This window comes from Oceanicola sp. S124, assembly GCF_000220565.1.
Classification (GTDB): domain Bacteria; phylum Pseudomonadota; class Alphaproteobacteria; order Rhodobacterales; family Rhodobacteraceae; genus Pseudooceanicola.
In genome coordinates, this window is record NZ_AFPM01000232.1 from 20,804 (window position 1) to 39,572 (window position 18,769).

Sequence of the window (18,769 nt, forward strand, 5' to 3'; positions counted from 1 at the left end):
CTTTGGTCAAGCCTGCACCCGTGATACACTAGGCCATGCTGCGCTATGCCCTGATCCTTTTTGCCCTGCCCGCCATGGCACAGGAGGCCCCGCCCCTGAAGCCGATCGAGTGCTACTGCACCGATCGACAGGGCGACCGGGTCGAGCTGGGCGAGACCATCTGCCTCAGCGTCGATGGCCGCAGCTACCTTGCGCAATGCCAGATGTCGCTGAACGTGCCGATGTGGCGCGAGGTGGGGCCCTCCTGCCTGTCGTCGCGCGATCTGGACACTGAGCGGGGGGCTGGCCCCCCGTCAGCCGAAGGCTGACTCCCCCGCAGTATTTGCAGCCATCGGATAGAGGGAATTGGCACCCTGCATCCATCCGAGGGCCAAAAATACTGCCGCCGGAGGCTTCGCCCCTGCAGGGGGCGAACTCCATGGTTCAGTCCTTGCGACGGGTCCAGCACCAGAGCGCGATCAGCTCCATCGCCACATGGGCGCCGGCAATGGCCGTGGCCCCGGTGGTGTCGAAGGGGGGCGAGACCTCGACCACATCCCCGCCCTGCAGGTTCACGCCCGCGATGCCGCGCAGGATCGCCGCTGCCTGGGCCGTGGTCAGCCCGCCCCAGACAGGCGTGCCGGTGCCGGGCGCATAGGCCGGGTCGAGGCAGTCGATGTCGAAGGTCAGGTAGGCCGGGTGGTCGCCGACGATCTCGCGGATCTTCGCGGCGACGGCCTTGGCGCCTGTCTCGTGGACCTCCGGCGCGTCGATGATGTTCATCCCGAAGGCGCCATCCTCGTTCACCGTGCGGATGCCCACCTGGACCGAGCGCGCCGGGTCGATCAGCCCCAGCTTGATCGCCTTGTAGAACATCGTGCCGTGGTCGATCCGGCTCATGTCGTCATCGCGCCAGGTATCGCTATGCGCGTCGAAATGGATCAGCGAGAGCGGGCCGAACTTCTCGGCATAGGCCTTGAGGATCGGGAACGAGATGTAGTGATCGCCGCCAAGCGCGATCGAGCCCGCGCCCTGGGCAAGGATGCCCCGGATGTGGTTGGTCAGCGTCTCGGGGAACTCGGCCACCTTGGCGTAATCAAAGGCCAGGTCGCCATAGTCGGCCACGGCGAACTCCCCCAGCGGATCGAAACCCCAGCCATAGGGCGGATCGTAGGGCTGCAGGGTCGAGGCCTCGCGGATGGCGCGGGGGCCGAGGCGCGTGCCGGTGCGGTTGGTCACCGCCTGGTCAAAGGGCACGCCGGTCACCGCGAGGTCGAAGCCGGTCAGATCCTTCGTGTACTTGCGGCGCAGGAAGGAGGTGGCGCCGCCGAAGGCGTTCTCGTAGCTGAGGCCCCGGGCCTGCGCGCGGGTGAAGGCCTGGTCGACCTGGGTCTTGGCGTCTTCAAGGGCCATCTCAGTTTCCTTTCAGCGGCAGGGCGGTTTCCACGACCCGGGCGAAGAAGCTGGCGCCGACCGGGGCGATCTCGTCGTTGAAATCGAACTTCGGGTGATGCACCGGCGCCGTGTCGCCCTGACCGAGGAAGAGGTAGGCGCCGGGCCGGGCATTGAGCAGGAACGAGAAATCCTCGGCCCCCATCTCGCGCTCGTCGTTGAAGAGCACGGCGTTTTCGCCCGCCACTTCGCGGGCCACATCGGCGGCGAAGGCGGCCTTCTCGGGGTTGTTGATGGTCGCCGGATACCAGCGTTCGTAGATCAGCTCGGCCTGCACGCCATAGGCGGCGGCCTGCCCGGCGACGATCTCGGTCAGGCGCCGTTCCACCATGTCCTGCACGACAGGGTCATAGGTGCGCACCGTACCCATCATGTAGGCCTTTTCCGGCACAACGTTCTCGGCGCTGCCGGTGTGGATCTGGGTGATAGAGATCACCAGGTCCTTCACGGGATCGTGGTTGCGCGAGATCACCGTCTGGATGGCGTTGTACATGCCGACGGTGGCGGCGATGGGATCGACCGTGTCCTGGGGGTTGGCGGCATGGCCGCCGGTGCCCGTCACATGGATGTGGATCGTGTCCACGGCGGCCATCATGGCGCCGGGCGCGGTGCGGAAGGTGCCGACGGGCATGCCGGGGGCGTTGTGCAGGGCATAGACCTCGGAGATGTCGAAGGTCTCCATGATGCCGGCCTCGACCATGCGGCCACCGCCGCCGCCGTCTTCCTCGGCGGGCTGGAAGATCAGCGCCACGCGACCGGCGAAATTGCGCGTCTCCGCCAGGTACTTGGCGGCGCCGAGCAGCATGGTGGTATGACCGTCATGGCCGCAGGCATGCATGGCACCCGCCTTGCCGGAGGCATAGGGCAGCCCGGTTTCCTCGGTCATCGGCAGGGCATCCATGTCGGCGCGCAGGCCCACGGTCGGGCCCGGTTCGCGGCCCTCGATGATCGCCACGATACCGGTCTTCGCGATGCCCTCGTGCACCTCGGTGATGCCGAATTCGGCCAGCTTGCCGGCCACGAAGGCGGCGGTCTCGAAACAGTCGAAACCGATCTCGGGGATCTGGTGCAGGTGCTTGCGCCAGTCCTCCATTTCCCCGGCAAGACCGGCGATGCGATTGACCACGGGCATGGTCTGGACTCCTTGGGGTTCTCTCGTCAGGGTGCAGGAAATCCCAAACCGCGAGGCGCTGCAATGGCCGATGACAGCCGTGATCCCATCCATGACGTCGAGGCAGGGCTGCCCCGCCTGCTGGAGATCATGCGCCGGTTGCGCGACCCCGAGACGGGCTGCCCCTGGGACATCGAGCAGGATTTCGCCTCCATCGCGCCCTATACCATCGAAGAGGCCTACGAGGTCGCCGATGCCATCGAGCGCGGCGAGATGGGCGAGCTGGAGGGAGAGCTGGGGGACCTGCTGCTGCAGGTGGTCTTCCATGCCCAGATGGCCGAGGAGGCCGGGCATTTCAGCTTCGACAGCGTGGCCGGCGTGGTCGGCCAGAAGATGATCGACCGCCATCCGCATATCTTCGGCGACGAAAGCCGCGACAAGAGCGCCGCCCAGCAGACCCTCGACTGGGAGAAGATCAAGGCCGCCGAGCGCGCCGCCAAGAAGGAGACCCGGGTGCTGGACGGCGTCGCCCTGGGTCTGCCCGCCCTGATGCGCGCGGTGAAGCTGCAGAAACGCGCGGCGCGGGTCGGCTTCGACTGGCCCGAAGTGGGCCTGGTGGTCGACAAGATCGCCGAGGAAGCCGCCGAGCTGGTCGAGGCGCGCGACGAATTGACCCCCGAGAAGGTGGCCGAGGAATATGGCGACCTGCTGTTCGTCATGGCCAACCTGGGCCGTCACCTGGGTGTCGACCCGGAAGAGGCCCTGCGTGCCGCCAATGCGAAGTTTACCCGCCGTTTCAATGCGGTAGAGGATGCTCTTGCAGCAAAGGGTCAGCGCCCGGAGCAGAGCGACCTGGCCGAGATGGATGCGCTCTGGGATGCCGCCAAGGCGGCGGAGAAGGCGGCCGGATAACTTCCTCGTGATCCCCGACAGTAACAGTCGGGATTGACCTGCGGAAGGGTGGCGGGCCATATCCGGGAAGAAACCCCCGAGGAGGCCTCATGTTCTCACGTATCCTGTCTGCCGTCGCCCTTGGCGGCGCGGCGCTGCCCGCCCTTGCCCCCGCCGTCGCGGCGGAAGAGGTGAACCTCTATTCCTATCGCCAGCCCGAGCTGATCGCGCCGCTGGTCGAGGCCTTCACCGAGAAAACCGGCATCCCGGTCAATGTCGCCTTCCTGGAACAGGGCATGGTCGAACGGCTGAAGGCCGAGGGCATGCGTTCTCCGGCCGACCTGGTGCTGACGGTGGATATCGCGCGGCTGTCGGCCATCGTGGATGCGGGCGTCACGCAACCCATCGACGACCCGGCGCTGATCGAGGCGATCCCGGCGGCGCTGCGCGATCCCGAGGGCCACTGGTTCGGTGTCACCACCCGGGCCCGCGTGGTCTATGCCAGCAAGGAACGCGTCGCGGATGGTGAGCTGACCACCTACGAGGATCTGGCCGATCCCAAGTGGCAGGGCCGCATCTGCACCCGCTCGGGCACCCACCCTTACAATGTCGCGCTGACCGCCGCCTATCTCTACCACCACGGCGAAGAGGCCACGAAAGAGTGGCTGACCGCGCTGAAGGGCAACCTGGCGCGCAAGCCCCAGGGCAATGACCGCGCCCAGGTGCGGGCGATCTGGGCCGGCGAATGCGACATCGCGCTCGGCAACACCTATTACATGGGCCAGATGCTGGCCGATCCCGAGCAGCAGGACTGGGCCGAAAGCGCCCGCATCGTCTTCCCCACCTTCGAGGGCGGCGGCGCGCATGTGAACATCTCGGGCATCGCCATGACCAAGGCCTCGCCGAACCGCGAGACGGCGCTGAAGTTCGTCGAGTTCCTCGTCTCGCCCGAGGGGCAGGAGATCTACGCCGAGAAGAACTACGAATACCCTGTCGCGCCGGGTTCGGAGCCCTCCGAGCTGGTCGCCTCCTGGGGCAGCTTCGAGGCTGATGACGTGGCGCTGATGGATCTCGCCGCCCTGCGCCCCGATGCGCTGCGGCTGATGGAAGAGGTCGATTTCGACGGCTGAGCCTGCCTCGGCCCGGGTCGGGGGCCAGCCCCCCGCCCGCCTGCGGCGGTCTCCCCCCGGAGTATTTGTCGCCATCGAATAGGAAGGGGCGCGGTTCTGCCTGTCGGGCGGGCGCGCCCCTTCGCTTTTTCGCCGAGCCCCGCCGCGGGCGATGGACAAATCGCTGCGGGCAGATCACTCTCCGCCTCTCTGGCAAGACCGAAGGAGCGGACATGGCACGCAAGATCATCATCGATACGGACCCCGGGCAGGACGATGCCGTGGCGATTCTGCTGGCGCTGGCCAGCCCGGAAGAGATCGAGGTGCTGGGCATCACCGCCGTTGCGGGCAACGTGCCGCTGCCGCTGACCCAGAAGAACGCGCGCATCGTCTGCGAGCTGGCCGACCGGCCCGACGTCAAGGTCTTCGCCGGCTGCGAGGCACCGCTGAAGCGCAAGCTGCACACCGCCGAGCATGTGCATGGCAAGACCGGCCTCAACGGCCCGGTGCTGCCCGATCCGGTGATGCCCCTGCAAGAGCAGCACGCGGTCGATTTCATCATCGAGACCCTGCGCGCCGAGCCCGAGGGCACCGTCACGCTCTGCCCCCTCGGCCCGCTGACCAATGTCGCCACCGCCTTCGAGAGAGCCCCCGACATCGTCTCGCGCGTGCAGGAGATCGTGTTGATGGGCGGCGCCTATTTCGAGGTCGGCAACATCACCCCGGCAGCCGAGTTCAACATCTACGTCGACCCGGAAGCCGCTGATATCGTTTTTAGATCCGGCGTTCCGCTGGTGGTCATGCCGCTGGATGTCACCCACAAGGTGCTGGCCACCCGGCCCCGGATCGAAGCCATTCGCGCGCTGGACAGCAAGGTCGGTCATGCGGTGGCCGAGATGACCGACTTCTTCGAACGTTTCGATGTCGAGAAATACGGCTCGCTCGGCGGACCGCTGCATGATCCTTGTGTCACCGCCTACCTGATCCGTCCCGAGATCTTCCAGGGCCGCCATATCAACGTCGAGATCGAGACCTCCTCGGAACTGACCCTGGGCATGACCGTCGCCGACTGGTGGCGGGTCACCGACCGCGAGGCCAATGCGCTGTTCATCGGCACCGCCGACGACGATGCCTTCTTCGATCTGCTGACGGAACGGCTCGGCCGGTTTTGACCGCGTTGCACCTGGCCCGGGAGGGCGACGAGGAGCGGCTGCTGCCGATGCTGCGCGCCTGCCATACCGAACTGGGGCTGGCGAGCGAGGACTGGGCCCTGCGCGAGGCGCTCGGGCCGATCCTGTCGGGGGCGCCGCATGGGGCGATCTACATCGCCGGCCCGGCGCGGGCCCCCATCGGCTACGCGGCGATCTCCTTCGGGTGGTCACTGGGCGACGGCGGGCTGGCGGCCGACCTGGACGAAATCTGGGTGCGTCCGGCGATCCGGGGCCGCGGCATCGGAGCAGAGCTTCTGTCGATCCTGCCGCGCGCCCTGGCCGAGGCCGGGCTGAAGCGGCTGCGGGTCATCGTGCCCAGCGCGGATCACGCCCTTGCCCGGCTGGCCCGGGTCGGCGGCTATCGCGCCGCGCCCGACAGCCTGTGCTGGACGCGGCGTTTCTGAAGCTCTGGCATTGGCGCGCGATGCGCCCTAGCTATGGGCCATGAGCATCGCCTTCCCCTTCGACAATACCTTCGCCGCCCTGCCCGAGGGGTTCTTCCTGCGCCAGCCGCCGCGCGCAGCCAGCGCGCCCGAGCTGCTGGCCTTCAACGCGCCCCTCGCCGCCGAGCTTGGCATGAGCGGCGAGGCCCCGCCCGAGGAGCTGGCGCAGGTCTTTTCCGGCAACCAGCTGCCGGAGGGCGCCGACCCGCTGGCCCAGGCCTATGCCGGGCACCAGTTCGGCGGCTTTTCCCCTCAGCTTGGCGATGGCCGCGCGCTGCTGATCGGCGAGGTGGTGGACCGGACCGGCCAGCGGCGGGATATCCAGCTGAAGGGTTCGGGGCGTACCGCCTTTTCACGCGGCGGCGACGGGCTGGCCGGCATAGGGCCGGTACTGCGGGAATACCTGGTGTCCGAGGCGATGGCGGCGCTTGGCGTGCCCACGACGCGCTCCCTGGCCGCGGTGGCGACGGGGGACACGATCTACCGAGAGACCGCCCTGCCCGGCGCCGTGCTGACCCGCGTCGCCAGCTCTCACCTGCGGGTCGGGCATTTCGAGTTCTTCGCCGGGCGGCGCGATCCGGCGCGGATGCGGGTGCTGATGCATCATGCCATCGCGCGCCATGATCCGCAGGCAGACGGGCCGCTTTCCTTCCTCAAGGGTGTCATCGCCCGGCAGGCCGAGCTGGTGGCGCAGTGGCTGTCGCTCGGCTTCATCCACGGGGTGATGAACACCGACAACACGACGATTTCCGGCGAGACCATCGACTACGGCCCCTGCGCCTTCATGGATGGCTACCATCCGCAGACCGTGTTCTCGTCCATCGACCGGCAGGGGCGCTATGCCTATGACAACCAACGCCATATCCTGCCCTGGAACATGGCGCAGCTGGCCTCGGCGCTGCTGCTGCTGGAAGAGGATGCCGAAGCGCAGGTCGAAGCCTATACCCAGGCCGTCCATGCCATGCCGGGCCTGATCGACGCCGCCACGCTGCGGCGGTTCGGGCAGAGGCTGGGGGATCGCCGAGGCGGATGAGGCCGACCGGGGGCTGATCGAGGCGCTGCTGAGCCTGATGCAGAACGAGGGCGCCGATTTCACCAATACCTTCCGCGCGCTTGGCGAAGATCCCGGACGGGCTGAAACCATGTTCAGCGACACTACCGCCTTCACCGCCTGGCGCGGCGACTGGGAGGCGCGGATCGCCCGGGAAGAGGCGCCGCAGGATCTGATGGCCCGGGTGAACCCCGCCGTGATCCCCCGCAACCACCGGGTGGAAGCAGCGCTTGCGGCAGCGCACGAGGGCGACCTTGCGCCGTTCCGCGACCTGCACCGGGTCCTGGCGACTCCGTTCTCGCTGGCCGAGGCAGACAGTGCCTATGCCGCCCCGCCGCGCCCCGGCGAAGAGGTGCAGGCCACCTTCTGCGGCACCTAGCGCCTCTTGTCCTGCCAGTCCTTGAGACGGGCAAAGAGGCGGGGATTGCGGTCGACGAACTGGTGGATCAGGCCGGTCAGGCCGCCTCTCTCCTGCCCCTTGAGATAGGCAAAGCCCACCGAGGCGCCGAAGATCGCCCCGGCGTGATCGACGATCAGGTCCCACATGGTGTCCTGCAGCCCGGATTTCTGCATGTTGGTGCCGAAGGTCTGGTCCATGGCGAATTCGAAGACCTCCCATGTCGCGCCGATGGAGACGGCGAAGCAATAGGCGAAGAAGGCGATGGCTATGGGCGGCGCGGCGTAGCGGTCGCCCTGGAACATGGCAAAGACCAGGATGAAGCCGATCATGCCGAAACCGATGGCCGAACCGCCGTGCATCACCACGTCCCACCACCAGTACCGGTTATAGAAGTCGAAGACCTCGCCCAGGAACAGCGTGCCCCAGATGAAGGCGACCACGGCAGCCATGAAACCGGGCGGCACGCGGATGTGCATCCAGCGCGCCACGAACATCGGCACCATCGACGCCGAGAGCGTCGCCGCGGCGATGAAGGCCAGCGACCAGCGCCCGAGGAACAGCGACTCCGCGATGGAAAACAGCAGTGACAGCCAGATCAGGCGCGTCACGATGGATTGTTCCCGAAACATCTGGAAGCCTCGAACGTTGGGTGCCACAGAGACCCTATGAAAGCCTCCTCGGTGCGGATCGCAAGCTACAACCTGCAGAAATGTGTCGGCCTGGACCTGCGCCGCAACCCGAGGCGCAGCCTCGAGGTGCTGGAGGCCACCGGCGCCGTGATCGCCGTGCTGCAGGAGGCCGACAAGCGCCTGGCGCCGCGTCCCGCCGCCCTGCCCCATGACATGATCCAGGCCGAGGGCTGGCAGATCGCCCCTTTCGGCAAGGGGCCCTCGCTTGGCTGGCACGGCAATGCGCTGCTGCTGCGCCCGGGGATCGAGGTGCAGCACCATGTACGGCTGGACCTGCCGGGGCTGGAGCCGCGCGGCGCGATCCTGGCGGAACTGGCCAGCCCCATCGGGCCGCTGCGGGTGATCGGCGTGCACCTCGGGCTGGTGGCGCGCTGGCGGCGGCTGCAATGCGCCGCCCTGCGCCGCGCAGTCGAGCCGCTGGCGAAGATGCCCACCCTGATCGCCGGGGATTTCAACGCCTGGGGTCCGGCCCGCGACCTGGATGCCGAGCTGGGCTTTCTCGACCTGCTGCCCGGCGTGCCGAGCTTTCCCGCTGCCCGCCCCGTGGCGCCGCTGGACCGCATGGGCATCACCCGCGACCTGCGCGCCACGCCGCTGCGTGCGCTGAGCGCGCAACCCGCCCGTATCGCCTCGGATCACCTGCCGGTCTGCCTCGACCTCAGCCTGCGGGCGGCGTAGCCAGTGGCGATCCGCCATGCTATGCCGGGGCCATATTTCCAACGCCCGGATTTCCCATGACCATCCTGCAGATCGCCTCTCTGCTCATCGTGCTGGCGGCCACCTTCGGCACCGTGAACTACTTCTTCCTGCGCCTGCCCTCCTCCATCGGCATCCTGCTGGTGGCGCTGGCCACCTCGCTGACCATGCTGGGCCTCGACCTGGCCATTGCCGATTTCGCCCTGGCCGACCAGATCCGCACCCTGGTGCTGGGCATCGACTTCTCTGATGCGCTGCTGGAGGGAATGCTGGGGCTGCTGCTGTTTGCCGGCGCGCTGCACGTCAAGCTGTCGGACCTCAGGGCGCAATGGCCGGTGGTGCTGCTGATGGCAACGCTGGGGGTCGCGATCTCGACCGTGATCGTCGGGGTCGGCTTCTCGTGGCTGACGGGGATGCCGCTGCTGGTGGCGCTGGTCTTCGGGGCGCTGATCTCTCCCACCGATCCGGTGGCGGTGCTGGGTGTGCTGCGCGAGGCCAACCTGCGCCGCAGCCTGGAAACCACCATCGCCGGGGAAAGCCTGTTCAACGACGGCGTGGGCTACGTGGTCTATCTCGTCCTCGTCGGCATCGCCTTCGGCGCGACGGGCGGCCATGGCGGCGGGGAAGAGACCAACCAGCTGGCCGCCGCCGCGCAGCTGTTCCTGCGCGAGGCGGTCGGCGGCGCGGTGATCGGGCTCGTGCTGGGCTACCTGGTGTTCCGCGTCATGCGCCGCATCGACGATCCCTCGCTCGAGGTGCTGATCACCCTGGCCCTGGCCTTCGGCGGCTACGAGCTGTCGGTGGCGCTGCATGTCTCGGCGCCGATCATGGCGGTCTGCGCCGGCCTGCTGATCGGCGACATCGGCGCCCGCCACGGCATGTCCGAGAAGACCCGCGACTACGTGGAAACCTTCTGGCACCTGATCGACGAGATCCTCAACGCGGTGCTGTTCCTGCTGATCGGGCTGGAGGTCTTCGCGGTGCAGCTCGAGCCCAGCTTCTTCGCCGCCGCCGCCCTGGCGATCGGGCTGGCGCTGGTGGCGCGCCTCGGCGCCGTGGCCCTGCCTCTGCTGCTGCTGAAACCCTTCCGCGACTTCGGCCCCGGCACCCTGCCGATCATGACCTGGGGTGGGCTGAAGGGCGGCATCTCGGTCGCCCTCGCCCTGTCGCTGCCCGACAGCGAGTGGAAACCGCTGATCCTGACGGCGACCTACGCGGTGGTGATCTTCTCGATCCTCGTGCAGGGACTGACCGTGGGCAAGCTGGCTGCGAAAGTCGGACGGGAGCCCGACCTGGTATGAGGTGGATCGTCCTGCTGCGTGCCGTCAATGTCGGCGGCACGGGCAAGCTGCCCATGGCGCCCCTGCGCGCGGCGCTCACTGAGGCGGGCGCGGCGAACGTCGCAAGCTACATCCAGAGCGGCAACCTGGTCCTTGATCTCGACCGCGAGGATCCGCAGGCTGTCGCGGACTGGACCTGCGAGGTGATCGCGGCCCATGTGGGCTTTCGCCCCGAGGCCGTGGCGCTGAGCCTGGCAGAACTGCGTGCCGCCCGCGAGGCCCTGCCCTTCGCCGGGACCGACCCGAAGATGACGCATCTGGGCTTCTTTCGCGGCACTCCGGCGCAGGAGGCACCCGACCGGCTCGTCCCCTTCTGCACGCAGGGAGAGGAGCTGGCCCTCGGTCCGCTCTGCCTCTGGATGTATACGCCGAAGGGCATCGGGCGCTCGAAGCTGGCGGGCAAGATCGACGGCGCGCTCGGCCTGCCGGTCACCCTGCGCAACCTGAATACCGTCGAGGCGTTGCTCGCGCTCGGCTGAGCCTGCCGGACCACGCCAGCGCGTGAAGGCTTGCGCCCGGCCCCGCAAGCGGTCACAACAGCGTCTGACCTTTCAAGAAACTCGCAGGCCCTTCCCGTGACCACCCGCCAAGACATCCTGCGCGCCGTCCTCTGGATGAGCGGCGCCGTGGCCTCCTTCCTGATCATGGCCTTTGCCGGGCGGGCGCTGTCGACCTCGCTGGATACCTTCGAGATCATGACCTGGCGGTCGCTGACCGGCGTGGCGATCATGGTCACGCTGATCACCGCGCGCGGCGCCTGGGGGCGGATCAGCACGCGCCGCATGGGCCTGCACATCGGGCGCAACATCGCCCATTTCACCGGTCAGAACCTGTGGTTCTACGCCGTCGCCGTGATCCCCGTGGCCCAGGTCTTCGCGCTTGAGTTCACCTCGCCGCTCTGGGTGCTGGTGCTCTCGCCGCTGGTGCTGGGCGAGCGGCTGACCCTGATGCGGGTGCTGGCTGCGGGCCTCGGCTTCGTCGGCATCCTGATGGTCACCCGACCCGGCACGCAAGAGCTGTCGCCCGGCGTCATCGCCGCCGCCTGTGCCGCCATCGGCTTCGCCGTCACCATGGTGACCACCAAGCGGCTGACCCGCGACGTGCCCACCCTGTCGATCATCTTCTGGATGACCGTGACGCAGACCGTCATGGGGCTGATCTGCGGCGGCTATGACCTCGACTTCGCGCTGCCGACCGCCGAGACCCTGCCCCTGCTGGTGCTCGTCGGCTGCTGCGGCCTCTTCGCGCATTTCTGCGTCACCTCGGCACTCAGCTTCGCGCCCGCGACCGTGGTGGTGCCGATCGACTTCACCCGCCTGCCGCTGGCCGTCCTTCTGGGGGTGCTCTTCCTCGGAGAGCCCTTCGACCTCTGGGTACTGGCAGGCGCCGTGGTGATCTTTGCCGGAAACGTGGTCAACATCCGGTCGGAAACCCGGCCCCGCCCGGTGGCACTCGACGCCACCTAGAGCGTGACTCTGATTCGCGTCAGAACCGAAAAACCTATATATTACAAATGTTTCTGCACCTGCAAATTCCGCCTGCCGGAATTCGCAGGGCAGCCCTATTGCAGCAACGCCACAGTTCAGGCCAAAATGCGGAATTTCATTCCGCAAATTGAAGGCCGCACGGTCTGACGATTGATCCCCGCGACCCATCCCGAAACAATATTGCGCAGAGAATGCCGCAATGGACATTCTGTAACGGGAGGAAACACGATGAAACTTCAGACCGGCGCCATCCTGGCGCTGCTCGGGGCGGGCATGGCCCATGCCGGTGGCACCGAGCGCACCCCGCAATCCGCAATGATCCTCTACCAGAAGGGCAACCTGGTAGAGCTGAGCTTCGGGCATGTCATGCCGCATCTTTCGGGACAGATGGCCGACAGCAATCCCTCGGGGGACATCGCCAACGACTTCAATTCGCCCTCGCTGTCGCTGAAGATGGATGTCAGCGATACGCTGGCCCTGGCGCTGATCCTGGACAAGCCCTGGGGTTCGGATATCGAGTACGGCCCCTCCAGCGCGGTGCTCGACGGGCAGCGCGCCATTGCCGACACCAGCGCCGCGACGATCCTCGGCAAGTACCAGCTCAACAAGAACGTCAGCCTCTTCGGCGGCCTGCGGATCCAGCAGTCCGGCGGCTCGACGATCCTTGACGGGGCAGCCTATGCCAGCCTGCCGGCGCAGCCCTACGAGGTGACCTTCGCGGATCAGACCGCCCTCGGCTACGTGCTGGGCGCGGCCTACGAGATCCCGGAACGTGCCATGCGGCTGGCCCTGACCTACAACTCGGAGATCCACTACGACTATCCCACGGTCGAGACCTTCAACGGCGCCTCCTTCGGCGCCTCGACCGATACCGCCAGCGTCACGCCGCAATCGGTGAACATCGACTTCCAGCACGCGCTGGACCGGCGCACGATCCTGACCGCCTCGGCCCGCTGGGTCGAGCACTCGGCCTTCCAGCTGACCCCCAGCGTGCTGAACCGCGACCTGGTGAACCTGAACGACAGCACCACCTACCGCATCGGCATCGGCCGGGCCTTCAGCCAGAAGCTCTCGGGCTCGCTGACCTATGCCTTCGAGCCGAAGGTCGACCAGGATGCCTCCTCGACCTCGCCCTATGACGGCTACAAGCAGCTCTCGCTCGGACTCAGCTACAAGGCGACGGACCAGATCGAGATCGGCGGCGGCCTCAGCTACCGGCGGTACAACGACGCCAATGCCACCGTCGGCGGCAGCACCGTCGGCCGCTTCGAGGACAATCACCTGACCGCGGTCGGGCTGAAAATGACCTACAAGTTCTGAGACTCCGCCCCCGGAACCGGCCGGGGCCGACCAGGAGGCGGCAGGGCAAGTCCCTCTGCCGCCCCGCTTTTTCCGCAGCGCGGCATAAAAGGGACCCAATTTCCGCGCTGCGGAAAGTCAAATTCCGCCTGTCGGTATGTCCATCAGGCCACAGTGCGACGGAAATAACGTCACGTTACGTAGGCTTCCCCCAACGTCAACTTTCTGGGCCAATTGCCGCAGGGCATTCTGCGGCTCTAGGCTTCGATTACGCAGGTGCAAACCTGAGTTGGGAGGAGACATCATGAAACTGCAAGCCGGCGCCCTTCTGGCGCTTCTCGGCGCAACGACTGCCCACGCGGGCGGGATCGAGCGCTCCAGCCAATCCGCAATGCTGCTCTTCGCCGAAGGTAACCGGTTCGAGCTCAGCTTCGGCTCTGTCGACCCGTCGCTGACCGGCGTCGACGCCACCGCCAACAGCATTTCCGACGTCGGCAAGGGCTACACCCTGCCCAGCTTCGGGCTGAAGATGGACGTGACGGATCGCGTGGCCCTGGCCCTGATCTACGACACCCCCTTCGGGGCGGATGTCGAGTATGACTACGGCGGGGCGAACCAGATGCTGAACGGCACTGCCGCCCAGGCGGACGTGCGCGCCCTGACCCTGCTGGCAAAGTACCAGGCCACGGACCGGGTCAGCGTCTACGGCGGTATCCGCCACCAGAACGCCGAGGGCGAGATCACCCTGGACGGCTTGGCCTACGGCGGCCCGCCGCCGGCCGGTCTTTCCGGCTACTCGGTCGAGCTGAACGACGGCTCTGGCACCGGCTACGTGCTGGGCGCCGCCTACGAGATCCCCGACATCGCCTTCCGCCTGGCGCTGACCTACAACTCGGAAATCAGCCATGACTTCGACACCGTCGAATACGGTCTGGCCGCTTCCGGCATTCCCGGCACGCTGACCTCGAAGACCCCCGAGAGCTGGCATCTCGAATTCCAGAGCGGCATCGCCGAGGACACGCTGCTGATGGCCAGCATCCGCCACGTCAAGCATTCGCAGTTCAAGGTGCGGCCGCAGACCGCGAACCGCGACCTGGTCAGCCTGGAGGACAGCACGACCTACCAGCTTGGCATCGGGCGCCGCTTCACGCCGAAGCTGGCTGGCTCGATGAGCGTGGCCTACGAGAAGGGGGGCGACAGCCTCGTGTCTCCGCTGGCGCCGTCCAACGGCAAGACCCAGCTGTCCCTCGGCCTGAGCTACAAGGTCACCGAGGCGGTCGAGATCTCGGGCGGGATCAGCCATGTCTGGCTGGGGGATGCCCAGCCCCAGACGGCCGATACCCCGCGCGCCAGCTTCACCGACAACGAAGCCACCGCCTTCGGCCTGAAGATCGCCTACAGCTTCTGATCCACGGCCTGCCCGACCACCGGGCAGAGCGCCCGCAAACAGCCCCCGGCCCGCAAGGACCGGGGGTTTTCACATGCCCGCCCCCGGGCCCGGCCGCATTGGGATTTGACCCCGGCGCCTGCCTCCCCTAACGCTGTGCGCGACGGTGCCGAGGGGCGCCGCGCGGGATGCAAGGGGGCGGAATGCTTTACAAATCGGCACAGGACTGGCGCGCGGCCACCGAGAAACGCGTGCTTCTCTTCGGCATGTCGGGGCTGGGCAAGACCCATGTCTCGAACCTGCTGCGCGATGCCGGGACCTGGTTCCACTACTCGATCGACTACCGCATCGGCACCGGCTACATGGGCGAGCATATCGCCGACAACGCCAAGCGCCACGCCATGCAGGTGCCCTTCCTGCGCGACCTGCTGATGACGGATTCGATCTACATCGGCTCCAACATCACCTTCAACAACCTCGCGCCGCTGTCGACCTACCTCGGCAAGCCCGGCGATCCGGCGAAGGGCGGGCTGCCCTTCGACGAATACATGGTGCGCCAGGAACAGCACCGGGTGGCCGAGGTCGCCTCGCTGCTGGATACAGCCCGCTTTGCCCGCCGCGCGGTCGAGCTTTACGGCTATCCGCATTTCGTCTGCGACAGCGGCGGCTCGATCTGCGAGGTGGTGGATCCCTGGAACCCCGGCGATCCGGTGCTGACGGCGCTGGAAGACGCCGCCCTGCTGGTCTGGATCAAGGGCGACGAGGCCCATACAGACGAGCTGGTGCGCCGCTTCGACCGGGCCCCGAAGCCGATGTACTACGAACCCGCCTTCCTGCATCAGGCCTGGCAGGACTACCGCGCCGAGACCGGCGAGGCCCCCGACCGGGTCGACCCCGACGCCTTCGTGCGCTGGACCTACGCGCGGGCCCTGTCGCACCGTCAGCCGCGCTACGCCGAGATGGCGAAACGCGGCGTGACCGTCACCGCCGACGAGGTCGCCGCAGTGCGCAGCGCCGGTGATTTCGAAAACCTGATCGAAAATGCGCTTGCGCGGCGCGAAGAAGAGCTTAGCTAAACGGCCTCTGCCGCTGTCCACGAGGACCCTCACATGCCCATCAAGATCCCTGCCGACCTGCCCGCTTACGACGTTCTCACCCGCGAGGGCGTCATGGTCATGTCCGAGGATCAGGCGGCACGTCAGGATATCCGGCCCCTGCGCATCGGCCTGCTGAACCTGATGCCGAAGAAGATCCAGACCGAGAACCAGTTCGCCCGGCTGATCGGTGCCACACCCTTGCAGATCGAGCTCTCGCTGATCCGCATGAGCGAGCATCAGACCAAGAATACCGCCGCCGAGCACATGGAGAGCTTCTATCGCCCCTTCGAGGAGGTCGCGGCCTCGGGCGAGAAGTTCGACGGGCTGATCATCACCGGCGCTCCGATCGAGCACCTGCCCTTCGAGGCGGTCACCTACTGGGAAGAGCTGCAACAGGTCTTCGCCTGGACCCAGACCCACGTGCATTCCACATTCGGCGTCTGCTGGGGCGGCATGGCGATGATCCACCATTTCCACGGCGTGCCCAAGCACATCCTGACCGAGAAGTACTTCGGCTGCTATCCGCAGGCGAACCTGGATCCGGCCTCGCCCTTCCTGCGCGGCTTCTCGGATGCCTGCACCGTGCCGGTCAGCCGCTGGACGGAGATGCGCGAAGAGGACATCCGTGCCGCCGGCGGTGGCCTGAAGACCCTGCTCGGCAACGAAGAGACCGGCCCCTGCCTGGTCGAGGATCCGGGCCATCGGGCGCTCTATGTCTTCAACCACTTCGAGTATGACAGCGACACGCTGAAACAGGAGTATGACCGCGACGTCGAGGCCGGGGCACCGATCCTGCCGCCGCTGAACTACTTCCCCGACGACGATCCGACGCGCAAGCCGCAGAACCGCTGGCGCAGCCATGCGCATCTGCTCTACGGCAACTGGATCAACCAGATCTACCAGACCACGCCCTTCGACCTCGCCCGCATCGGCGAGGCCTGAGGCGGCCGCGCCGCGCCCGGATCCCGTACGTCGCGGGGTCTCGGGCCCGGCGGGCGTGGCGCAACTCTCACAAGACACCAGCCTGCCCGGAATTGCGCCTTGCGGGACACGCCGGAGGCCGCGACCCTACGCTACCGTTCACGCGCACTTGATCGCCCGTTCCACACTGCTAAGCAGGATCGGGAAGATCCGGGACAGGCCAGCCTGCCCGGCAAGACGATCAGGAAGACCCGAATGCTCACTCTCCTTGCCTGGCTTGTCGCCGGCTGCCTGGGGGCCATCGCCCTCTTCTTCGCCATCACCTGGCTGGCCTGCCAGCTGAAGCAGCGGCGCGTCATGCGGACCTATCCCGTGCTCGGGCGGTTCGAGGTGGTGAACGGGCACCGGGTGCATGTACACCAGTTCGGCAGCGGGCCCGACCTGGTGATCGCCCATGGCGCCACCAGCCACATGCGCGAGGCGATCGCGTGCTTTGCCCGGGGCCTCGAGGGCGAATTCCGCATCACGCTGATCGACCGCCCCGGCGAAGGCCATACCCGCCCCCTGCATCGGCGTGGCGAAAGCCTGCGCGAGCAGGCCGATTTCCTTGCCGACACGGTGCGCGCGCTCGGCATCGACAGCTTCGTCCTGCTGGGCCAGAGTTTTGGCGGCTCGGTCGCCCTGGCCTGGGCGCTGCACCGCCCCGAGGGGCTGCGGGCCATGGCCCTGGCGGCAACACCGGCCTATCCATGGCTGCCCCATCTGCCCTGGCGCATCAAGGGCCCGGCGATGCCGGTGCTGGGACCGCTGATTGCACAGGTGGTGTTCGCCTGGTTCCCGCAGAGCTATTTCCAGAAGGGCTACGCGCAGGTCTTCTTTCCCAACGCCGTGCCCGACGGCTATGGTGACCGCATCGGCCTGCCGCTGTCTCTTCTGCCGCGCAACGTGGTGGCCGACAATCGCCAGCTTGCCCGGATGGGCCGCGACCTGTCCGAGATCGGACCGCACTACGGCAAGATCGCCATCCCCGTCGAGGTGGTGAACGGCGCCGAGGATGCGGCCGTGAAGCCCGAACTGCATGCCCATGTGCTGGGCCGAGAGATCCCCGGCGCCCGGGTCCGGCTGCTGAAGGGTCAGGGGCACATGCCCCATGTCGGCGACCCAGAGGGCATCAACGACGCCGTCCGCCGCGCCGCCCGCCGCGCCGCCGCCCGGGAGCAGTAGCGCAAGGCCGATGGCCGCCGGGGCAAGACGCGGCAAGGGCAAGACGACGCAAGGCAAGACGCGGCTGGCAATACGATGGGCGCAGCGCGGCGCGCCCACCGCGGGAGGGAGAGATGACCATGCACGAGAGCGTCTCCGTCGCGCTTCTGATCCCCGGCCTGCTGGGGGTCGGTCTTGTTGTCGGCGCTGTGCTGACCCTGCTGCGCGCCCGGCACCGCGCGGCCCGTCGCGCCGCCCGCTGGCCGGCCCAGGGCCGCATCCTGCACATCGAGGGTCAGAGGCTGCATGTCCTGCAACACGGCCCCGCCGAGGCCCCCTCGGTGGTGCTGCTGCACGGCGCCTCGGGGAACCTTCGCGATCAGCAGATCTCGCTGATGCCGGGGCTGCTGGCGGCGAGGTTCCGCGTCACGCTCTTCGACCGGCCCGGGCTGGGGCATTCGCTGCCCTGCATGCCCGGGCTGACCCTGCGCCGCCAGGCCGAGCTGATGGATGCGGCCTGTGCCGAGCTTGGCCTGGGGCAGGTCGTGCTCTGCGGCCAGAGCTTCGGTGGCGCGGTCGCGGCCTGCTGGGCGGCCTATTGCCCCGGGCGTCTGGCCGGGCTGGTGCTGATCGCCGCGCCTGTCTTCCCCTGGCCACCGGTGATCAAGCGCCACTTCCGGCTGATGGCGCGCCCGGTGATCAGCCCGCTGATCGCCTGGCTGCTCACCGCCTGGATGCCGGAACGGCGCCTGCTGGAAGAGCTTGCGCCGCAGTTCGCCCCCGACGCCATGCCGGACGACTACCTCGCCCGCGCCGGCTCGGCCCTGTCGCTGCGCCCCGCCTCGCTGCGCGCCGACGCCCGCCAGCGCGTCCGGCTGGTCCGCGACCAGCAGCTGATGGTCACGCGGATGCCCGGGCTGGCGATGCCGGTCGAACTGGTCCAGGGGATGCGCGACCAGACCGTGAAGCCCGAACGCCACGCCGAGCCCCTGCGCGCCGAGAT

20 protein-coding genes are annotated in these 18,769 nt (G+C 67.6%); 17 read left to right on the forward strand and 3 right to left on the reverse strand.

Features of this window, described 5'->3' with window-relative positions:
* The first annotated feature begins 35 nt into the window (after nt 1-35).
* Entirely contained in the window at nt 36-308 is a 273-nt protein-coding gene (locus OS124_RS24945; protein WP_010140826.1) for a hypothetical protein, read from the forward strand.
* Between the two features lie 115 nt (nt 309-423).
* Here OS124_RS24945 and speB read toward each other — a convergent pair whose 3' ends face one another.
* Both speB and OS124_RS0116130 read right to left on the reverse strand, forming a co-directional pair.
* A complete protein-coding gene (gene speB / locus OS124_RS0116125) occupies nt 424-1,392 on the reverse strand; it encodes an agmatinase (protein ID WP_010140827.1) in 969 nt (322 codons plus the stop codon).
* Between the two features lies 1 nt (nt 1,393).
* A complete protein-coding gene (locus OS124_RS0116130) occupies nt 1,394-2,563 on the reverse strand; it encodes a M20 aminoacylase family protein (protein ID WP_010140829.1) in 1,170 nt (389 codons plus the stop codon).
* Between the two features lie 63 nt (nt 2,564-2,626).
* On the opposite strand from OS124_RS0116130, the gene mazG reads away from it, so the two are divergent.
* The 6 genes from mazG to OS124_RS28295 all read left to right on the forward strand — a co-directional run bounded on the left by mazG (nt 2,627) and on the right by OS124_RS28295 (nt 7,626).
* On the forward strand, nt 2,627-3,454 hold the full coding sequence (gene mazG, locus OS124_RS0116135; RefSeq protein ID WP_010140830.1) for a nucleoside triphosphate pyrophosphohydrolase: 828 nt from the start codon (nt 2,627-2,629) through the stop codon (nt 3,452-3,454).
* Nucleotides 3,455-3,543: 89 nt separating this feature from the next.
* Complete coding sequence (locus OS124_RS0116140) at nt 3,544-4,563, forward strand: Fe(3+) ABC transporter substrate-binding protein (protein WP_010140831.1); 1,020 nt, start codon at nt 3,544-3,546, stop codon at nt 4,561-4,563.
* 212 nt (nt 4,564-4,775) lie between these two features.
* Nucleotides 4,776-5,714, forward strand: coding sequence for a nucleoside hydrolase (locus tag OS124_RS0116145; protein WP_010140832.1), 939 nt, complete (start codon nt 4,776-4,778; stop codon nt 5,712-5,714).
* The gene (locus tag OS124_RS24950) at nt 5,711-6,157 is read left to right on the forward strand and encodes a GNAT family N-acetyltransferase (protein WP_010140833.1); all 447 of its coding nucleotides are present in this window, start codon (nt 5,711-5,713) and stop codon (nt 6,155-6,157) included. Before OS124_RS0116145 ends, OS124_RS24950 begins: the two co-directional genes overlap by 4 nt.
* A gap of 40 nt (nt 6,158-6,197) precedes the next feature.
* Nucleotides 6,198-7,229: a protein adenylyltransferase SelO gene (locus tag OS124_RS24955; RefSeq protein ID WP_337459429.1), complete on the forward strand. Its 1,032-nt coding sequence runs from the start codon at nt 6,198-6,200 to the stop codon at nt 7,227-7,229.
* A gap of 37 nt (nt 7,230-7,266) precedes the next feature.
* Complete coding sequence (locus tag OS124_RS28295) at nt 7,267-7,626, forward strand: hypothetical protein (RefSeq protein WP_337459430.1); 360 nt, start codon at nt 7,267-7,269, stop codon at nt 7,624-7,626.
* Here the strand turns inward: OS124_RS28295 and OS124_RS0116160 are convergent.
* Nucleotides 7,623-8,276 carry a hypothetical protein gene (locus OS124_RS0116160; protein ID WP_010140834.1) on the reverse strand — a complete coding sequence of 218 codons (654 nt, stop codon included), beginning with the start codon at nt 8,274-8,276 and terminating at the stop codon, nt 7,623-7,625. The two genes, OS124_RS28295 and OS124_RS0116160, sit on opposite strands and share 4 nt — an antisense overlap.
* Before the next feature lie 36 nt (nt 8,277-8,312).
* On the opposite strand from OS124_RS0116160, the gene OS124_RS0116165 reads away from it, so the two are divergent.
* From OS124_RS0116165 to OS124_RS24960, 10 genes are all read left to right on the forward strand, one after another.
* A complete protein-coding gene (locus OS124_RS0116165) occupies nt 8,313-9,014 on the forward strand; it encodes an endonuclease/exonuclease/phosphatase family protein (RefSeq protein WP_010140835.1) in 702 nt (233 codons plus the stop codon).
* A gap of 56 nt (nt 9,015-9,070) precedes the next feature.
* Complete coding sequence (locus OS124_RS0116170; protein ID WP_010140836.1) at nt 9,071-10,333, forward strand: cation:proton antiporter; 1,263 nt, start codon at nt 9,071-9,073, stop codon at nt 10,331-10,333.
* Nucleotides 10,330-10,851: a DUF1697 domain-containing protein gene (locus OS124_RS0116175; RefSeq protein ID WP_010140837.1), complete on the forward strand. Its 522-nt coding sequence runs from the start codon at nt 10,330-10,332 to the stop codon at nt 10,849-10,851. The genes OS124_RS0116170 and OS124_RS0116175 overlap by 4 nt, the downstream gene beginning before the upstream one ends.
* A gap of 96 nt (nt 10,852-10,947) precedes the next feature.
* Entirely contained in the window at nt 10,948-11,838 is an 891-nt protein-coding gene (locus OS124_RS0116180) for a DMT family transporter (protein WP_010140838.1), read from the forward strand.
* 249 nt (nt 11,839-12,087) lie between these two features.
* Entirely contained in the window at nt 12,088-13,179 is a 1,092-nt protein-coding gene (locus tag OS124_RS0116185) for an OmpP1/FadL family transporter (protein ID WP_010140839.1), read from the forward strand.
* 283 nt (nt 13,180-13,462) lie between these two features.
* Nucleotides 13,463-14,566: an OmpP1/FadL family transporter gene (locus tag OS124_RS0116190; RefSeq protein WP_010140840.1), complete on the forward strand. Its 1,104-nt coding sequence runs from the start codon at nt 13,463-13,465 to the stop codon at nt 14,564-14,566.
* A gap of 182 nt (nt 14,567-14,748) precedes the next feature.
* The gene (locus OS124_RS0116195; protein WP_010140841.1) at nt 14,749-15,621 is read left to right on the forward strand and encodes a hypothetical protein; all 873 of its coding nucleotides are present in this window, start codon (nt 14,749-14,751) and stop codon (nt 15,619-15,621) included.
* A 33-nt stretch (nt 15,622-15,654) separates the two neighbouring features.
* On the forward strand, nt 15,655-16,584 hold the full coding sequence (locus OS124_RS0116200; protein ID WP_010140843.1) for a homoserine O-succinyltransferase: 930 nt from the start codon (nt 15,655-15,657) through the stop codon (nt 16,582-16,584).
* A 234-nt stretch (nt 16,585-16,818) separates the two neighbouring features.
* The gene (locus OS124_RS0116205) at nt 16,819-17,787 is read left to right on the forward strand and encodes an alpha/beta fold hydrolase (RefSeq protein ID WP_010140844.1); all 969 of its coding nucleotides are present in this window, start codon (nt 16,819-16,821) and stop codon (nt 17,785-17,787) included.
* Nucleotides 17,788-17,900: 113 nt separating this feature from the next.
* Nucleotides 17,901-18,769: alpha/beta fold hydrolase (locus tag OS124_RS24960; protein ID WP_010140845.1), on the forward strand; the 869-nt coding region annotated here is incomplete at its 3' end.